Source organism: Allobosea sp. 05T422_2 (genome assembly GCF_056396265.1).
The window spans coordinates 26,986-43,490 of sequence record NZ_JBFTLD010000008.1 but is presented as its reverse complement, the minus strand read 5'-3'; the positions used below and the strand labels follow the sequence as shown (position 1 = coordinate 43,490).

Annotated in this window: 13 protein-coding genes; 5 read left to right on the top strand and 8 right to left on the bottom strand. The window is 64.3% G+C overall.

Annotated elements, in window-relative coordinates:
* Nucleotides 1-65 precede the first annotated feature (65 nt).
* From AC1DJT_RS02930 to AC1DJT_RS02910, 5 genes are all read right to left on the bottom strand, one after another.
* Nucleotides 66-1,007, bottom strand: a complete 942-nt coding sequence (locus AC1DJT_RS02930) for an HlyD family secretion protein (RefSeq protein WP_441488293.1) — start codon at nt 1,005-1,007, stop codon at nt 66-68.
* Nucleotides 1,004-1,264: a DUF3302 domain-containing protein gene (locus AC1DJT_RS02925; RefSeq protein ID WP_476768497.1), complete on the bottom strand. Its 261-nt coding sequence runs from the start codon at nt 1,262-1,264 to the stop codon at nt 1,004-1,006. The genes AC1DJT_RS02930 and AC1DJT_RS02925 overlap by 4 nt, the downstream gene beginning before the upstream one ends.
* A 435-nt stretch (nt 1,265-1,699) precedes the next feature.
* Nucleotides 1,700-3,592, bottom strand: coding sequence for a heavy metal translocating P-type ATPase (locus tag AC1DJT_RS02920; protein ID WP_476833492.1), 1,893 nt, complete (start codon nt 3,590-3,592; stop codon nt 1,700-1,702).
* 77 nt (nt 3,593-3,669) lie between these two features.
* Nucleotides 3,670-4,512 (bottom strand): universal stress protein, encoded by an 843-nt coding sequence (locus tag AC1DJT_RS02915; protein WP_476768499.1) that lies wholly within the window; start codon nt 4,510-4,512, stop codon nt 3,670-3,672.
* A 124-nt stretch (nt 4,513-4,636) separates the two neighbouring features.
* Nucleotides 4,637-5,038, bottom strand: coding sequence for a hypothetical protein (locus tag AC1DJT_RS02910; RefSeq protein WP_476833491.1), 402 nt, complete (start codon nt 5,036-5,038; stop codon nt 4,637-4,639).
* A 138-nt stretch (nt 5,039-5,176) separates the two neighbouring features.
* Here AC1DJT_RS02910 and AC1DJT_RS02905 point away from each other — a divergent pair, with 138 nt between their 5' ends.
* The 3 genes from AC1DJT_RS02905 to AC1DJT_RS02895 all read left to right on the top strand — a co-directional run bounded on the left by AC1DJT_RS02905 (nt 5,177) and on the right by AC1DJT_RS02895 (nt 9,515).
* Nucleotides 5,177-6,019, top strand: a complete 843-nt coding sequence (locus tag AC1DJT_RS02905; protein WP_069879493.1) for a universal stress protein — start codon at nt 5,177-5,179, stop codon at nt 6,017-6,019.
* A gap of 89 nt (nt 6,020-6,108) precedes the next feature.
* Nucleotides 6,109-8,799 (top strand): bifunctional acetate--CoA ligase family protein/GNAT family N-acetyltransferase, encoded by a 2,691-nt coding sequence (locus tag AC1DJT_RS02900; protein WP_476833490.1) that lies wholly within the window; start codon nt 6,109-6,111, stop codon nt 8,797-8,799.
* A gap of 317 nt (nt 8,800-9,116) precedes the next feature.
* Entirely contained in the window at nt 9,117-9,515 is a 399-nt protein-coding gene (locus tag AC1DJT_RS02895; protein ID WP_043238048.1) for a DUF983 domain-containing protein, read from the top strand.
* Nucleotides 9,516-9,568: 53 nt separating this feature from the next.
* Here AC1DJT_RS02895 and AC1DJT_RS02890 read toward each other — a convergent pair whose 3' ends face one another.
* Nucleotides 9,569-10,951 (bottom strand): aminotransferase-like domain-containing protein, encoded by a 1,383-nt coding sequence (locus AC1DJT_RS02890; RefSeq protein WP_476833489.1) that lies wholly within the window; start codon nt 10,949-10,951, stop codon nt 9,569-9,571.
* A 321-nt stretch (nt 10,952-11,272) separates the two neighbouring features.
* Between AC1DJT_RS02890 and AC1DJT_RS02885 the strand changes: the two genes are divergently transcribed.
* Entirely contained in the window at nt 11,273-11,947 is a 675-nt protein-coding gene (locus AC1DJT_RS02885; RefSeq protein WP_441488301.1) for a response regulator, read from the top strand.
* Between the two features lie 16 nt (nt 11,948-11,963).
* Here AC1DJT_RS02885 and AC1DJT_RS02880 read toward each other — a convergent pair whose 3' ends face one another.
* Both AC1DJT_RS02880 and AC1DJT_RS02875 read right to left on the bottom strand, forming a co-directional pair.
* Nucleotides 11,964-13,463 carry a sensor histidine kinase gene (locus tag AC1DJT_RS02880; protein WP_476768504.1) on the bottom strand — a complete coding sequence of 500 codons (1,500 nt, stop codon included), beginning with the start codon at nt 13,461-13,463 and terminating at the stop codon, nt 11,964-11,966.
* 446 nt (nt 13,464-13,909) lie between these two features.
* Nucleotides 13,910-14,782, bottom strand: coding sequence for a MurR/RpiR family transcriptional regulator (locus AC1DJT_RS02875; RefSeq protein ID WP_476833488.1), 873 nt, complete (start codon nt 14,780-14,782; stop codon nt 13,910-13,912).
* Between the two features lie 95 nt (nt 14,783-14,877).
* On the opposite strand from AC1DJT_RS02875, the gene AC1DJT_RS02870 reads away from it, so the two are divergent.
* Nucleotides 14,878-16,491 carry an ABC transporter substrate-binding protein gene (locus AC1DJT_RS02870; protein WP_476833487.1) on the top strand — a complete coding sequence of 538 codons (1,614 nt, stop codon included), beginning with the start codon at nt 14,878-14,880 and terminating at the stop codon, nt 16,489-16,491.
* The last annotated feature ends 14 nt before the right edge of the window (nt 16,492-16,505 follow it).

Below are 16,505 nucleotides of genomic sequence, written 5' to 3'. Positions count from 1 at the left end.
AGACGCTCCGGCTCGGGGAGCTGGCGGCCGTTGCGCGCCGAGCTCCGCGGGCCGGATCGTTCGCATCAGAAGGGGTTGATGTAGTTGGTGATCGCGATCTGCCGCAGCAGCACCTTGCGAATGACATGTGCGGCCGTGACGCGATCGGTGAAGATGGCGGCATCGCCGGCAGCACCCGCCGGGAGCTTGTCGGCAAAGGCCTGGTCGTCGAGTTTCACGCGCACGGCAAAGGGGGCTGCCTGGATGGATTTCGGCGTCACCGCCGCCCCGGATGTCTGCACCTGACCGGTCGAGATCGCCTGCAGCACGCTCTCGACCTTGCCGGTAAAGACCTGCCCCGGGGCGAACTTGAACGTCAGTTCGACCGGCTGGCCGGCCGCAATGTAGCGGGCATCGATCTGCTGGATCTCGACGCCGATGACCGTCTCCGCGGTGTCGACGAAGGCCATGACCGGCGCAAGCGGCAGGTTGGCGACGCGTGCGCCCTTCCGCAGCGCGACATTGGTGACGTAACCGGCGGCCGGAGCTCGAACCACCGTCTTCTCGAGGTTCCACCTGGCGCCCTCGAGTTGCGCCTTGAGCTGGTCGACCTCGGCCTGGCGTTGCTCGACATCGAAGCTGCGGCCGGACCCCGTGCTCTGCAGCTGGGTCATCTGAGCCAGGCGCTGCTGCTGCAATTGGAACTGCGCTTCAAGCGCCTTGACCTGGGCCTCGTAGGGCACGGGGTCGATCTTGAACAGCACAGCGCCCGCCTTCAACGGCGTGTTCGGCTCGACAGGGACGTCGATCACCTCGCCGGCGACATCAGGGACGATGGCGACGGATTGCCGGATGGCCAGCGCCGCGCCTTGCGGCGCGCCCCAGTTCATCGGGATGAACAGGCCGATCAGCAAGAGGAGCAGGACAAGGACCGGCGAGACCTTCCAGAACAGGTTGAACGGCACGATCCGGAGTTTTACCAGCACGAACAGCAGGGCGAGATAGACATTGAGCAGGACGACGATCATCGGGCGAGCTCCTGCGGGCGCGCGGGCGCGTCAGCACGCGCGGGCACGTCGACATAGGCCCAGATCAGGACGGCAGGCCACAGCACGAATCCCAGGAACAGCGTCACCCAGCCGCCGACGGCCACCGCCTGGGCCCAGGGATGATTGCGTCGCTTGGCGATCATGCCCGGAAGCATGGCCATGAAGACGATGACGAAAACCGTGCTGCACACGAGCACGACGAGGACAATCCAGGCGAATATATCAAGCGGGCTCATGGGCCTCCGTCTACTCTCGACCTGCACCGGCGGCCGGTAGGCCATGACATCGAACGTGCAGGATACTGACAACCCGCGGAAAGTCGCGCTCGAATGTTGGTTTGCCGGTCCTGGAGCAGAGCCGGCTAAAGGTTTGCCTGCCGGGTGAGTTCGGGGCGGGGGCGGGCGGGCGTCACGAGGGACCAGACTAGAGCACGGCAGCCAGTCGCGGATTGCGTAGCGCACCAGGGTAGCATTGCTGTCACGTCTTGGACGAAGGGGGCTGCGGGGGGCGGATTGGGTTTTGAATTCCGAGGGGCAGCGTCAGAAGACCTGGCATTCATGACCAGATGGCAGCTGGCGCGGGGAGCGCGACGGCCAGCGTGGAAGCTGGAGCGGAGGCGCGCGCAAATACCTCACCGGCCAGGAAACCGCTCAACGGATGTGCATTTCGCGTTAGCGCAGGGCCCGGAGCGCGTTCAGGATGACCACGATGTCGATCGCTTCCTGGAACAGGGCTCCCTGCACCGGGGGAAGATAGCCGAGGGCAGCGACAAGCATTCCGACGAGGGACAGCCCGAGGCCGACGAAGACGCTCTGCAGAGCGATGCCGCGCGTGCGCCGGGCGACCGCGAGTGCCTTCGCCAGCGGTTGCAGTTCGTCGACCAGCAAGACGACGCCCGCTGCTTGCGACGACGCGGCGGCGCCGCGCGCGCCCATCGCGACCCCAACATCCGCGGCGGCAAGTGCGGGCGCGTCGTTGACGCCGTCCCCCACCATCATCACCGCCCGGCTCTCGGCTTCGCGGCGCACGACGGCGACCTTGCCCTCCGGCGTCAGGTCTCCCAAAACCTGATCGACRCCGAGATCCGCGCCCACTGTCCGGGCAATCTGGTCAAGATCTCCGGAAGCCAGCACGATCCGCTCGATTCCGGCGGTGCGGAGCGATTGAAGCGTCGAACGCGCATCGTCGCGCAGTTGATCGCGAAGCAGAATGACGCCGGCGAGCAGCCCGTCCGCGGCCACCGCCACGGTCAGAGCGTCCGGGGGGGCGTCCGCAACCAGCGCGTCCGGATCACCGCCGCGGYTGCGGCTGCGCACATAGGAACCGCCGCCCAGTGCGATGCGCCTGGTGCCGACCTGTCCCTCGATGCCCTTTCCCKGCGTTTCGGAGATATCCGAGGGGGGCAGAAGGGGCAGTCCGGCTTCGGACGCGGCCCGAATCAGTGAAATGGCCACGACATGGGCGGAGGCCTGATCGAGGCTCGCGGCGAGGGTTAGTACCTCCGTCGCGGCAAAGCCGTTGCAGGTGCGGATCTCGGTAATCGTCGGGCGCCCCTGGGTGAGCGTACCGGTTTTGTCGAGAATGGCTGTTCGCACTCGCGCCAGGGCTTCGAGCACGCTGCCATCCTTGACCAGTGCGCCGCCCCGCGCGGTCTTCGAGATGCCTGAAATGATCGCGACCGGCACGGCGAGGATCAAGGGACAGGGCGTCGCCACGACGAGGACTGCCAGGGCGCGGATCGGGTCGCTGCTCAGCAGCCAGGCGGCCCCCGCGATCGCGAGGGTCAGCACGAGAAAACCGATGGCGTAACGGTCCGCCAGGCGAGCCATCGGCGCCTTGCTCGCCTGCGCCTGTTCCACCAGCTTGACGATCCCGGCATAGGTGCTCTCGGACGCCGGCCGGCTCGCGATCAGATCGAACGGGGCTCCGAGCAGCGTTGCTCCGCTGAGCACCTCGGCGCCGCGGCTCAGGCTCTTCGGCACGGATTCTCCGGTCAAAGCCGAAAGGTCGAGCACGGCGGTGCCGCTTGCGACATGGCCGTCGACCGGCAGCACCTCCCCGGTGCGCATCAGCAGGCGGTCGCCCTGGCGGATCGCGGCAATCGGCACTTCCTCGAGTGTCTCGCTGCGATAACGCATGGCATTGAAGGCGACCCGGCCGAGGAGGGCCGACATCTCCCGGCGCGCACGCCCCTGGGCAAAATTCTCGAGCAACTGGCCGCCGGCATACATCAGCGCGACGACATTGCCGGCCAGGCTTTCGCCGAAGGCCAGCGCCGCCGACATCGACAGGGCAGCGACGATATCGAGACCGACATCGCCGCGCCGCAGCGACCTGACGATCTGTATGATGAGCGCCAGCAGCACCGGGATGGTCGCAACAGTCCAGGCGCGACTGGCTGAGTTCGCCATGCCGCTCCACCAGAACCAGCCGCCGGCAATGAGCCCGGCCAAAGCAATGCCGACCAGAATCAGGTCAAGATGCTGGCGATAGAGCCGGGAGGTCCGCGCCGCCCAGCTTTCACTGTCGGGCTGTGTCAGGGCCTCCGCCTGAGACTGGGGCACCCCGAAACCTCCTATGCGAGCCGGATGGGAGCAGGGATGTCATGCGGACGGTGGACGCCTGCGAAGCCGGCAAAGCCTCAATGTGACATCAAGCAGCAGACCGGTGAAGCTTGCAGCAGATCGCGCGTCATGCCGCCAAACATCCATTCCCGCATGCGGTTGTGGCCATAGGCGCCGGAAACGATGAGATCGGCGCCGTGCTCGGTCGCAAAGTCGATCAACTCGTTGACTGCATGCTTGGCACTGTCGGTCTGCAGGACTGCCTTTGCCGCCACACCGTGCAAGGTGAGATAGTCGCGCACGTCTTCGGCGCCCTGATCTTCGGCATCCGGGCCGATCGACAGGACAGTCACGGATTCCGCCTGCATCAGAAGCGGCAGGGCATCCCGCACGGCACGCCGCGCTTCCCGCGTATCCTTCCAGGCGACCAGGATATGCTTGCCGGAGAGATAGCTGACGTCGGGCGGTACGACGAGGAGCGGCCGGCCAAGCGACATGACCAGATCGCCCGGAGAGAGGCTCATCCCTCCCTGGACGGGATCGTGATGGGCTTGGCGCGCCAGCACCACGAGATCTGCTGCGCGGGCCTGGTCGAGAACGAAGTTTCGCGGTGTCTCGATGGCGCTGCGCCAGACGAGGTGCTTCATGTCGCCGGCGGCCTTGCGGAATATCGCTTCGGCGCGGGCAAGCTCTGCTGAGACTGCGCGCTTGCTCTCCTCAATCAGGAGCGCGTCGACGCTCGCCAGGCCGTCGCCGACATAGGGGAGAACGAAGTCCTCTGCGGCGATGCCGATCAGCCGGCTGCCGAAACGATCCGCCAGGGACGCGGCCAGCTTGACCCGATCGGCGGCCCCGCCGCCGAGGTTCAGCGGCACCATGATGCTCGCGTAGCCCGCCTGCGCTTTCACCGTTGCTGTCATCGCATGTCCCCCACATCTCGACGCATCCGTGGCATCTATGATCGAGCCCAGTGTGCAGGGACGCATTGATATGGAGCAAGGCGCCCCCCTGCACACCGGCACCGCGCAGATGCCGTAGATGCCTTCAGGCGATGACTGGTTTGACCGGGGCCCTCGGTTTCACGGCAATGATCTGGAAGGGCTGCAAGTCGCCGTCACCGTCGCGGATAGAGACATAGTCGCCGACGACGAAGCGGTGCYGGTCGAGCCGGTAGCCGGCCTCGTCGTCATCGCTGCCGGAATCGTCATAGTCGATGAACCAGGTCGCGCCGCCGGCGCCTCCGGCCCGGCGCAGGAGCCAGCCGTGACGATCCGGCTCCCCCGCCGAGAAGCGCCTGACGCGGCAGAGATCGCGCTGCTCCTGCCAGGCGGCCGCATCGATATGTCCGTCAGGGTCGAGCGGCGCGGTGATCTCGTAGCCATGTCGTGGGCTTCCCTCGGGATAGCCGCTCGTCCGGGCGAGATGAAGGGTGATGACATAAAGCATGATGGTCGTCCGTCCTTTCTGCCGCTTGGATATGCAGGCCACGATCAATCGCGCATATTTCGGGCGCGTCCGGTTTGATCTGGCGCAAGGACGTTTTGGCCGGACTGGCGGAGGTTCTTTCGCGTACTGGAGGATGACATGATCGAAGGCATCAAGAGCATATTGGTGGCGGTGACGGAGGAGGGGCAGACCGAGGAGAACCTTGCTGTCGGCTACGGGCTTTCGTTGGCGCGGCAGACGAATGCGCATCTTACGGTTCAGGCGGCGGCAAGCCGGTTTTCCGTGCCCTATTCGATGATCGATGATTTCAGCGGCGCGATCGTTGCGTCGGAGAATCGGCGCATCGCCGGTCTCGCGCAGAAGCTTGCCTCCGACGCCCGGTTCGCGGCCAATCTTGCCGGCGTGGTCAGCACGGTGGAGAGCCCTCAACTGATCTACAGCAGCCTGCTGCAGCGCTTTCTCGACCATGCCCGCGTCAACGACCTCTCAATCCTGGATGCGGAGCCGACGACGCTCGCCATCGACCGCGGCCTGATCGAGACGGCGCTGTTCGAGAGCGGCCGGCCGGTCCTRGTGGTTCCGCCCGGCCATCCCGGCTTCTCCGGAGAGACCATCGTCATCGCCTGGGACGGCGGGGCGAGCGCGGCGCGTGCGGTTGCCGATGCCTTGCCGTTCCTGCGAGCCGCCAAGGCTGTCGAGATCGTCTCGGTCACCGGCGAGAAGGACCTGTCCAACGCGGTGCCCGGCGTCGAGCTGGCACCTCATCTCGCGCGTCATGGCGTCGACGTCACGGTCAAGACGGTGGCGCTCGGCAAGGGGCGCGACGTCGCGACCGCACTCCAGGACGAGGCGGCAGAGTTCGGTGCCGGCTTCATCGTGTCGGGTGGTTATCGCCATTCCCGCCTGCGCGAATGGCTGCTCGGCGGGGTGACGCAGTCCCTGCTCAAGAACAGCAAGGTGCCGCTCTTCATGTGCCATTGATCGTTGCGGGGAAAATGGCTCAACTCTGCAAACGCGCGGTTGAGCCACTCCCGGCTTGAGATCGGGCGCGTTCAGCCCGGTTTCCGCTCATGAGCATTCGGAATTTCGACGCGCTCTTCAATCCTCGCGCGATCGCCCTGATCKGGGCCAGCAATCAGCCCGGTTCGGTCGGGGCGACGCTTGCCGCCAATCTCTATGGCGCGGGGTTCAAGGGGCCGATCATGGCGGTCAACCCGCATGAAACGGCGATCCGCGCGGCGTTGAGCTATCGCTCGGTAACAGAGCTCCCGGTCACGCCCGACCTTGCCGTCCTGGCGACGCCGGCAGCGGCGGTTCCCGAGCTGATATCCGAACTCGGACAACGTGGTTGCCGCGCCGCAATCGTGATAAGCAACGGCTTTGGCGACAGTGCGGCCACGGATGGGCTGCGGCAACGGATGCTCGATGCGGCCAAGACGCATCTGATGCGCATCGTCGGGCCGAACTGCCTCGGCCTGATTTCCTCCGCCCGCGCGATCAATGCGAGCTTTGCGCATCTGACGCCGCGGCCAGGCCATATCGCCATCGTCAGCCAGTCCGGCGGCATCATGTCGGCGCTGCTCGACTGGGCTGACCGGCGCAGTATCGGCCTTTCGCACGCGATTGCGCTCGGCGACACCAGCGATGTCGACGCGGGCGACATGCTCGATTACCTCGGCACGGATCCGGCGGCGCGCTCAGTGCTGCTCTATATCGAGAACATCTCCCACGCCCGCAAGTTCATGTCGGCAGCCCGGGCGCTGGCGCGCATGAAGCCTGTCATCGTGGTGAAGGCCGGGCGCAGTGCCGCCGGAGCGCGGGCGGCGCTGTCGCATACCGGCGCACTTGCGGGCGCGGACGCAGTCTATGACGCTGCCTTCCGGCGCGCCGGCCTGTTGCGGGTGGCCGAACTCGATGAGCTCTTCGCCGCGGCCGAGATCCTGGCAAAAGGAGTTCGCGTCACTGGCGACCGGCTGACCATTCTGACCAATGGCGGCGGCGCCGGCATCCTCGCCGTCGATGCCGTCGGAGAGCGGGGAAACCGCGTCGCGACCCTCAGCCCGGCGGTGATCGCCAAGCTCGACAGCGTGCTGCCTGAAGGCTGGTCGCGCGGGAACCCCGTCGATGTCCTGGGCGACGCCACGGGAGATCGTTACGCGGCTGCGCTGGAAGCCCTGCTGGAAGAGCGCGAGAGCGATGCCGTCCTGGTCATCAACTGTCCCTCCGCGGTCGCCGACGGCGCGGAGACGGCACGTGCCGTGTCCCGGGTTGTCGCGCGGCAGAAGCATGTTCCCGTCATGACGAGCTGGCTCGGCGGCACGCTCGCGCAGGCCGCCAGGGCGCATCTGCGTGAAGGCGGACTTCCGAATTTTGCGACACCGGAAGAGGCTGTCCGGGCCTTCAGTCATCTCGCCGCCTTCCGGCGAAACCAGGAGCTTCTGCTGGAAACCCCGACAGCTGGCGTCGCGATTGCGCCCAGGCAGGTCGAGGCGGCGCGCAAACTCATCCGGGCAGCCCTGCGCGAGAAACGCACGTCGCTGACGGAACCGGAATCGAAGCAACTGCTTGGGCTGTTCGGGATACCCACCGTCGAGACGAAACTGGCGGCGACCCCGGAGGAGGCCGGAGCATGTTTCGAGGGGATCGCGGTTCCGGTGGCGCTGAAGATTCTCTCGCATGACATTATCCACAAATCCGATGTCGGCGGCGTCGTCCTGGGCCTGAAGAGCAGGGTGGAGGTCGAGGCTGCGGCGCGCGAGATGCTGGAGCGCGTGGGCCGGATTCGACCCACGGCGCGGATTGATGGCTTTGCGATCCAGCCCATGATCTCCCGACCGAAGGCACACGAACTGATCCTCGGCATTGCTCAGGATGAAACCTTCGGTCCCGTGATCCTGTTCGGACGCGGCGGCACCGCGACGGAGGTGATCGGGGACCGCGCCATCGGGTTGCCGCCGCTGAATTCGGTCCTGGCGCGCGACATGATCTCGCGCACGCGGGTTGCGCGGTTACTGGCGGGGTTTCGCGACGTTCCCGCCGTGCCGCTCGAACCGGTCGTCGATATTCTCGTTCGCCTGTCGGAGCTGGTCGTGCAGCTGCCCGAGATCATCGAGCTCGACATCAACCCGCTTCTCGCCAACTACGAAGGCTGCATTGCGCTCGATGCCCGGATCGTCATCGCCGGCAAGAAAGGGCGCCGTCTTGGACTGGCGGTCAGCGCCTATCCGCACCAGCTCGAGCGCGAGATCGCACTCGGCGACGGCACGCAGCTCCATCTGCGCCCGATCCGGCCCGAGGACGAGAGCGCTCTCGCCGAGATGGTCGCGTTGTGTACGCCGGACGATCTGCGGATGCGCTTCCTGGGACCGGTGAAGATCTTTCCGCATGCAACGGCGGCCCGGCTGTCACAGATCGACTATGACAGGGAAATGGCCCTGGTCGCTGGGGAGCCCGGTGCGCCCTATGGGGTGGGGCCGATCTTCGGCGTCGTCAGGATCTCGGGCGACCCGGAGCGCAAGACGGCGGAATATGCGATCCTCGTCCGCTCCGACATGAAGGGGCGGGGCCTCGGCTATCGCCTCATGACCGAAATCATCACGCATGCGCGGGAGCAGGGCTACCAGCGGCTCTTCGGCGAAGTGCTGGCGCATAATGTTCCGATGCTACAGATGGCGAGCGATCTGGGCTTCCGCGTCACGCATGCCGATGGCGATACGGTTCATGTCGAGCTGAAGCTCGATGTGCCGGAGCCGAAATCGTGAACCTGCATTTTGCTTCGATCGCCAAGCCGGCTGGGGCATCGCGGCGCGGCTAACCGTTCGGCGCTCGCTTCTCACCCGTCTCGCCGCCCAGGCACGCTGTAGTGTCAGTCCCGATCTCGCGCCGTACCCGCGACTTCAACGCCTCTAGACTTGCTCCATCGCGCGGCAGAAGCCTGTTGGCGGCGCGATGTGTCTGTCGCGAGGATTGGCCCGTCGCTTTCCATCTGTGTATGCGTACAATCTTGACATTGTACGTCTCTGTTGCCATTTAGTGGGCGACGTTGGCCGCTCAGAGCTGGCTTCAAGGAGTTGTTCCCGTGTCCGACCAAGAATGGCCACCCCTCTCGCCTGCCCAGACCGGCCTGCGCGGACGGTGTCCGCGTTGCGGACAGGGGCACCTGTTCGAGGGCTTTCTGAAGCTGCGGCCGAAATGCGAGGTCTGCGGTCTCGACTATTCCTTTGCTGACCCTGCCGACGGGCCGGCCTTCTTCGTAATGATGTTTGTCTGCATTCCGGCCGTGGTGTTCCCGCTCTGGCTCGAAATGGCCTATGAGCCGCCGGCCTGGGTTCATCTCGTCACCACCTTGCCGTTGATCCTGCTGACCTGCATCCCGCCGCTGCAGCCGTTGAAGGGCTGGCTCGTCGCAGCACAGTTCTTCCACAAGGCTGAGGAAGGTCGGCTGGCTCGCCCCAAGGGTGAGAAGACGCCGGCCTGACCCCGAGGAACGGAGCGCGTTGAGGAGGCCGTGCCTGCGCGCTCCTGGTCTCGTCAGACGATCCCCTGATGCTGCGAGCGCTCATTGCCCATGATTGCGGCCAGCGCCTTCAGGGCATGGGCGAGGCGGCCGCGTTCCGGCACGCCGCCCAGAGAAATCCTGACCGCGTCCGGGGCCTCGCCTTCGACGCTGAATGCATCCGATGGMGTGACCCCGAGGCCTTCCTGACGGACTGCCTCGACCAGGCGGTAACGATCCCAATGCGCTGGCAGCGGCTGCCAGATATGCAGGCCGTTCGGATGATGCCGGGCCGAGGCCGGCAGGATGGAGCGGGCCAGCTCCTGGCGCGCCGCAGCCTCGCGGCGCACCCCGTCGAGCAGGTCGCCAGCGGCGCCGATCCGGATCCAATGGGTTGCAAGAGCCGTCATCAGCGGGGGCGGCATGAGTGCAATGCTTCGCAGGATCGCGACGAGCGCGTCACGGTTCTCGTCCGGTGGCAGGACGACGAAGGCGGTACGCAGCCCCGGGGTCAGGACCTTCGACAGGGTCGCGACATGATAGGTCCGCTCCGGAGCGAGGGCGACCAGCGGTGGCGGAGCATCGCCGGCGAGCAGGCTGTAAGGATCGTCTTCGATGATCCTCAGGTGTTTTGCCCGCGCGATCCGCACGATCTCATCGCGTCGTGCAGGCTGCATCGTCGCCGTGGTCGGATTCTGGATCGTCGGCGTCACGCAGAGCAGTTTTGCGCCGGATTCATCAATGGCCCGCTCCAGGGCKCCCGGCAGAAGACCCTCTTCGTCCGTCGCGACGGGGACAGGCCGTAGCCCCGCCAGCCTCACCGCTGCAAGCAGGCCGGGATAGGCGAGGGCCTCGACCAGGATGGCCTCGCGCGGTTTTGCGAGCAGGCTGGCCAGTGCCACGAGCGCCGGCTGCGCGCCGGGGGCGACGAGCAATCTGGCGGGTTCGATCCGTCCGAGAACGGGCTCAAGCCAGGCACAGCCGGCCGCCCGGTCCGCCAGCGAACCCGCTCCGACATGATAGGTCATCAGCAAATCGGCACTCGATCGCGACAGGACCTCTGTGAGACCGCGCTGCATCAATTCAGCAAGGCGTATGCCTTTCGGGGGCGGGGGAATGTTCATGCTCAGGTCGATGAGCGGACCCGATTGTTCCTTCCGCGTCGAGATGAAGGAGCCGCGCCCGGTTACCGCATCGAGCAGATTGCGATGTCTTGCCTCTGCATAGGCGCGAGTAACCGTCGTCAGATCGACGTCAACAAGTTTGGCGAGTTGCCGCTGAGGTGGGAGTCTGTCGCCAGGTCGCAGGGTGCCGTTCGCGACGGCCTCGGCAATCAGTTCGACGATCTGGAGGTAACGCGGGCCTGCAGATGGATCGAGCTGGCGGATCCACTGCATTGTCTCGTCGCTCCGCGCCATGCCGGCTCTCCGGATTCCATGCATTGTATGATAATGTCTGCATACGATACACGAGACGATCGCGGCAAGCCAATGGGAATGCCGAGGCGCGGGGTTGATCCATTTGACTGAACGATCAACGCAATCCCGGTGCGATCTGTGACCTATGTCACATTAATCACCAGGTATTCGTGCAAGATCTAGCCATACGGCGGTTCCTGGGCGAGCGTTTGGCGCGAAGACAACATAAGTTAACCCTTCGTTCACCAAGTCATTTACACGAGGCTGTAAATGAGCCAGCATGCTCTCAGCGTCGCGGCATAGAATTGGGGGAGGTCAGCGATGGATGGCATATCGATTGCGGTTGTAGACGACCACCCGCTTCTGACCGAAGGGATCGTTGCACTGCTGCAACGCAAAGGTGGATTCTCGCTCGTTGCGACCGGTTCCGCTGCTGATCACATCACCACGATCACGGAAACTCACCAGCCTGACGCGATGATTGTCGATCTGAACATGGCGGGCGATGCCTTCCAGGCGATTTCGGACGCATCCAAGGCTGCGCCTCACATGAAAATGGTGGTGTTCACCGCATCGACCAGTACCGACCATGCCATTCAGGCGCTCGACGCCGGCGCCAGCGGGTACGTCCTCAAGGGCAGTCCCGCCGATGATCTTTTCGACGCGATTGAGGCGGCGCGGCGAGGCGAGATCTATATCACGCCTGCTTTCGCCACCAAGGTGATCGGTGCGCTGCAAAGCAAAGCGCTGGAGAAGAGGGCGGCGCAAAGCACCAGGCTGAGTGTGCGGGAGGACCAGATCGTGAGGCTTCTCCTGTGCGGGAAGCAGAATCGAGAGATCGCCCGGGCCCTCTCGCTGAGCGAGAAGACGATCAAGGGCTATATGACCAATCTCATGCACAAGCTGAATGCCAGGAATCGTCTCGAGGTTGTGATCGCGGCGCAAAGGCTCGTTCCTCCGGCATCTGATACGCGTGATCCGGCGAGGCCTCGATAGGGGCGGGATCGCGCCGTCAGGATCGCATGGGCAGCGTGGCGCGCACTTCGGTTCCACCGGTAGGCAGCCGACTCACTGTGAGTTGGCCTCGCAATGCCTTGATGCGGCTGTCCATGCCCCGCACCCCGAGGCCGCCACCACCGAGTGTCGTGTCACGGTGCTGGACGGGCAAGGTGCTGCCACTGTCCGACACGCAGATCTCGAGCCTATCGTCGCCAATGCGGGCTTCGACCTTCTGCCCCCGCCCCCCGGCGTGTTTATAGGCGTTGGTCAACGCCTCCTGCACGACCCGGTAAGAACAGAAGCGGATGGCGACGGGAACCTGCGCGGGCAGTTCGGCGATGTTGCGAAGCACATGTGTGCCTGTCTGCTGCTCATGGCGGGTAATGGCCAGATGGATGGTCTCAGCGAGAGAGAGATTCTCCGCCTCGGGCAGTGCCAGCCCTGACGACAGGTTGCGCAGATCCGAGAGGACCTGCTGGATCAGGGGTTCGAGCTCGCCGTGAGCATGGGCTGCGGGCGCCACGGTCCCGCTCGCCCGATCTGCTGCAGAGGGCAGCTTCAGCATCATCAGGCTGAGGAGTTGGATGGGCCCGTCGTGGATGTCGGCGCCAATGCTGGCAAGATAGGTCTCGTTGAGAACGGTGGCGTTGAGCCTGGCCCGGTCCGCTGCCCGCCTGAGCGCATTGTTCCGCTTCGCCAGGGCTTCAGCCCGCGCCAAGTTCTGCTCGAGAAGAGCCTGCTGGCTACTGATGATTCGGCTCGCGCGTTTGACGATGACATGTAGCAGGATGACGATGACGATGGCGACATTCGCGATGAGGAACCATGTCGCGTATCGGACGCTGGAGATCTCTCGGTTCATGAACCGGCTGAACTCGTAGAATTCTCCGATCGCGATGATGTCCCTGGTCTTCTCCCTGTAGATCGGCGCATAGATCTCGATCAGCTTTGGCTTTAACTTCAGTGCCCTGAGCTCATCGCCGTCATCGTCGAGATCAGTGTCGACGACGACGTTGCCGGCCATGATCCGCTTGATGTCGCCTGCCGGCAGCTTCCCGTGAGACTCGACCTTGCTCGTGCTGAAGATCAGGTTCCCGTTGAGGTCCCATAACTTGATGATCGCGACGTGGCGGCCGAGGCTGGTATTAACCAGCAGGTCCTCGATCTTCTCACGGCTTTCCTGCGGTAATGTGTTCGAGGCATCCAGCCCCTGCACATGGGGTGCCAGAAATCCCTCGAGATAGAGCGCTCCCGTTTCCGCCATGCCTTGAATCCAGCCGGAGCGAATCCGGCTCTCGACCCAATAGCCGAGAGCAGCCATGGACAGGCCGACGGCCAAGGCGGCGGTGAGGAGGAACTGGCGTTCGAGGGAGAGGGCGTTCCAGCGTTGCAGGATTGCGTTGCGGAATGCGGTGGGCCAGCGCCACTTCTTTCCGTCCCCAGCCGTCGTGTCAGTTCCTCCGCCCTGCGCCTGGGAAGCGCCTGCGTACTTGTCATTCACCCGGTCGTTCATCCACAATCCATCGTGGCATCGATCCAGTGCGCGATCGTCTCGGTGCTAGGCCGTGTCTTCCGCGTATTCCAGATTAGAAGAATAGCAATTTGTGCACTCTTGCGCCAAGACCAATGTTCTGACGATAGACGAGAATTCTTCATAAATTTTAAGATTTTGAATCAGATAGTTTTCAAAATAGCGCAGAAATCCTGCTCCATGAACGACCTCTTCGGGTTCGACTCTTGCCTTCGTTACCTGTCGATAAGTCGGTGGATACGCCGTGACGTAACCCGATAGAGCGGGGGCACTCTCATCGCGCTGCTGTGCAAGAGCCTGAATCGCTCTCGCTTCAGTTGAATTCGTCGTGCGATGCTCCTTCAGTTGCGCGAAGCGCCATGATCGGCGCCGGTACACGGGTTTGTTGCTACACCCCGTCTGTTGACGGGGGGCATGGCAAGCTCACCTCAGTGGTGAAACGTCCAGAGCAGGCTTTCGCTCAAGCCCTTCAGTGCTTCGACTGCGTCAGGTCGCTCGCGGGCGATCGCCGTAATCAGGGCGTCCGCCAGCGCGAAGATGGCAGTCGGCGAATTCGGCAGAAGCCGATTCCGGGCCGGGGCGAAGAGCGTGATGTCGGCGATGTTGGCGAGTGGGGAGGTAGGGCCGTCCGTCAGCGCAAGCAAAGTCGACCCCCGCTTCTTCGCGAAGGAGGCGAGGTCGAGCGTGGTGCGCGAATAGCGCGGCACCGAGATCGCGACGACGAGGTCGTCGGGCCTGGCCGAGAGCATGTGGCGAATGGCTCGTTCAGGGCCAGCGCGTGAGGACGCGAAGGTCACGTCGGCGTCGAGATAGAGCGCGAGCCCTTCTTCAAGGAAAGATGCGACATGATGGCTCGCCCCCGACGCGGCGATGAAGACGCGGCGCGCCTTGAGCAGCGCCTCGATCGCCCGTGTCGTGGTCGCCTCGTCGAGGGCGTCCCGCGCGGCCTGCAGATTGGCCGACTGGTCGGAAAGGGCGTCAACGAAGGTGGCGAAGGTCGAGCCCGCGGCCGAGCGTGCGCCTGCAAAACTGTCGACCGGATCGAGCGCGAATTTCAGGGCCGAGGAGAGGGCTGCACGGAATTCGGCATAGTTTCCATAGCCAAGAGCGCGGACGAAGCGCGTGACGGTCKCGTTGGAGGTCCCGCTGCCTTCAGCCAGTCCTTCGATCGTCATGGTGGCGACGTCGAGTGGGTGCTGCAGCACGAAATCGGCTGCACGCCGATGCCCGTTGCTCAAGGACGGGTAGACCCGGGCGATCCGGTTCGAGAGATCGGTCGTCGGCTTCAAGCCTTGGGACATGCGTCTCCACCCGATTGACGTTCGAATATTTTCATGTTTKCTACCCAACGAAAATGAAGCTGTCAAAATGGTTCACATTGGGAGCGGAGATGACCATGCGTAAATCCTTAATGGTTGCGGCTTTGGCCGGAACCTGCCTTGCCGCCGCGCCGGCCTGGGCCCAGACCCTGCGCATCGCGCTGGCTTCGGAACCGACAGCTGTCGATCCGCATTACCATGATCTCACGCCGAACAATGCGCTGGCCCAGCACATCTTCGACTCGCTCGTGCGTCAGGACGAGAAGCAGAAGCTCCATCCCAGCCTCGCCAATTCCTGGGAGAATGACGGCAAGAACCGCTGGACCTTCAAACTGCGCCAGGGCGTCACCTTCTCGAACGGCAAGCCCTTCACTGCGGAAGACGTGGTCTTCACGTTCTGCCGCACGCTGAAGAACGAGACCAAGGTCTCCGATTCCTTCGCCGATATCACCGGGAACTTCGCCTCGGTCGAGGCGCCCGACGCCCACACGCTGATCATCAACACGATCAACCCCGAACCGCTGATGCCGAACCTGCTTTCGAGCCTCAGCATTCTCTCGGCTTCGATCGTCGAGCATGGCCCCATCAGCTATGACGTTCCCAAGAACTGCGGCGTGACCGGCGCCTGGCCGGCCGTGAGCGGTTTCAATGACGGCAGCCTCGCCATCGGCACGGGCCCCTACAAGCTGAAGTCCTATGTTCGCGGTTCGTCGATCGAGCTCGAGCGCAACCCGAGCTACTGGGGCAAGGCGGAGCCTTGGGCGACCGTGCGCCTGCTGCCGGTGACCAATGCCGGTCCGCGCCTGGCCGGGCTGCTTGCCGGTGACTACGACGTCATCGAGAATCCCGCGGCGCGCGACCTTGGCCGCATCAAGGGTGACAAGCGCTTTGGCCATGTCGTCACGCCCTCGACCCGCGTGATGTATTTCCAGCTCGACGTGGCCCGCGACCAGAGCCCCTTCGTCAAGTCCGAAGACGGCAAGAACCCGCTCAAGGACCCCCGCGTCCGGAAGGCGATGTCGCTCGCTATCGATCGTGACGCGATCGTCAAGCGGATCATGGACGGTGCGGCAGAGCCGGCCTACCAGTTCCTGCCGACCGGTATGTTCGGCACGCTGCCGAACCCGCCGAAGCTGGCCTATGACCCGGCTGCCGCCAAGAAGCTGATGGCCGAGGCAGGCTATGCCAAGGGCTTCCAGCTGACGCTGTCCTCGACCAATGACCGCTATATCAATGACAGCCAGATCACCCAGGCTGTCGCGCAGTACCTGACCCAGATCGGCATCAAGACCGAGGTCGATGCGATGACGCGCGCGATCTAYTTCCCGCGCCGYGCCAAGAAGGAGTTCAGCGTTGCGCTCGGCGGTTGGGGTTCCGGCACAGGTGAGGCCGCATCCTTCCTGCGTCAGTGGCCACCGACCCCGAACGACGAGAAGACCCTCGGCGGCTCGAACTATGGCGGTTACAAGAACGTCGCGTTCGACAAGGTGATCCGCACTGCCGTGACGACGCTCGACGATGCCAAGCGGGCCGAACTGCTGCAGGAGGCCGGCAAGCTGGTGCTTGCAGACGGTGCGTTCATCCCGCTGCACTTCGAAAGCGGCATCTGGGCGTTCAAGTCCGACCTGAGCGTCACCGGCCGCGCCGACCAGTTCATGCTGGCGATGTCGGTGAAGCCGGTCGCCAAGTAAGTCCAGTCATCCAG

What these genes read in the sequence shown, in the direction of transcription:
- AC1DJT_RS02880 (WP_476768504.1), bottom strand. Translation starts at nt 13,463, where the DNA reads ATGAACGACCGGGTGAATGACAAGTACGCAGGCGCTTCCCAGGCGCAG.
- AC1DJT_RS02915 (WP_476768499.1), bottom strand. Translation starts at nt 4,512, where the DNA reads ATGACAGCAACGGTGAAAGCGCAGGCGGGCTACGCGAGCATCATGGTG.
- AC1DJT_RS02930 (WP_441488293.1), bottom strand. Translation starts at nt 1,007, where the DNA reads ATGATCGTCGTCCTGCTCAATGTCTATCTCGCCCTGCTGTTCGTGCTG.
- AC1DJT_RS02885 (WP_441488301.1), top strand. Translation starts at nt 11,273, where the DNA reads ATGGATGGCATATCGATTGCGGTTGTAGACGACCACCCGCTTCTGACC.
- AC1DJT_RS02925 (WP_476768497.1), bottom strand. Translation starts at nt 1,264, where the DNA reads ATGAGCCCGCTTGATATATTCGCCTGGATTGTCCTCGTCGTGCTCGTG.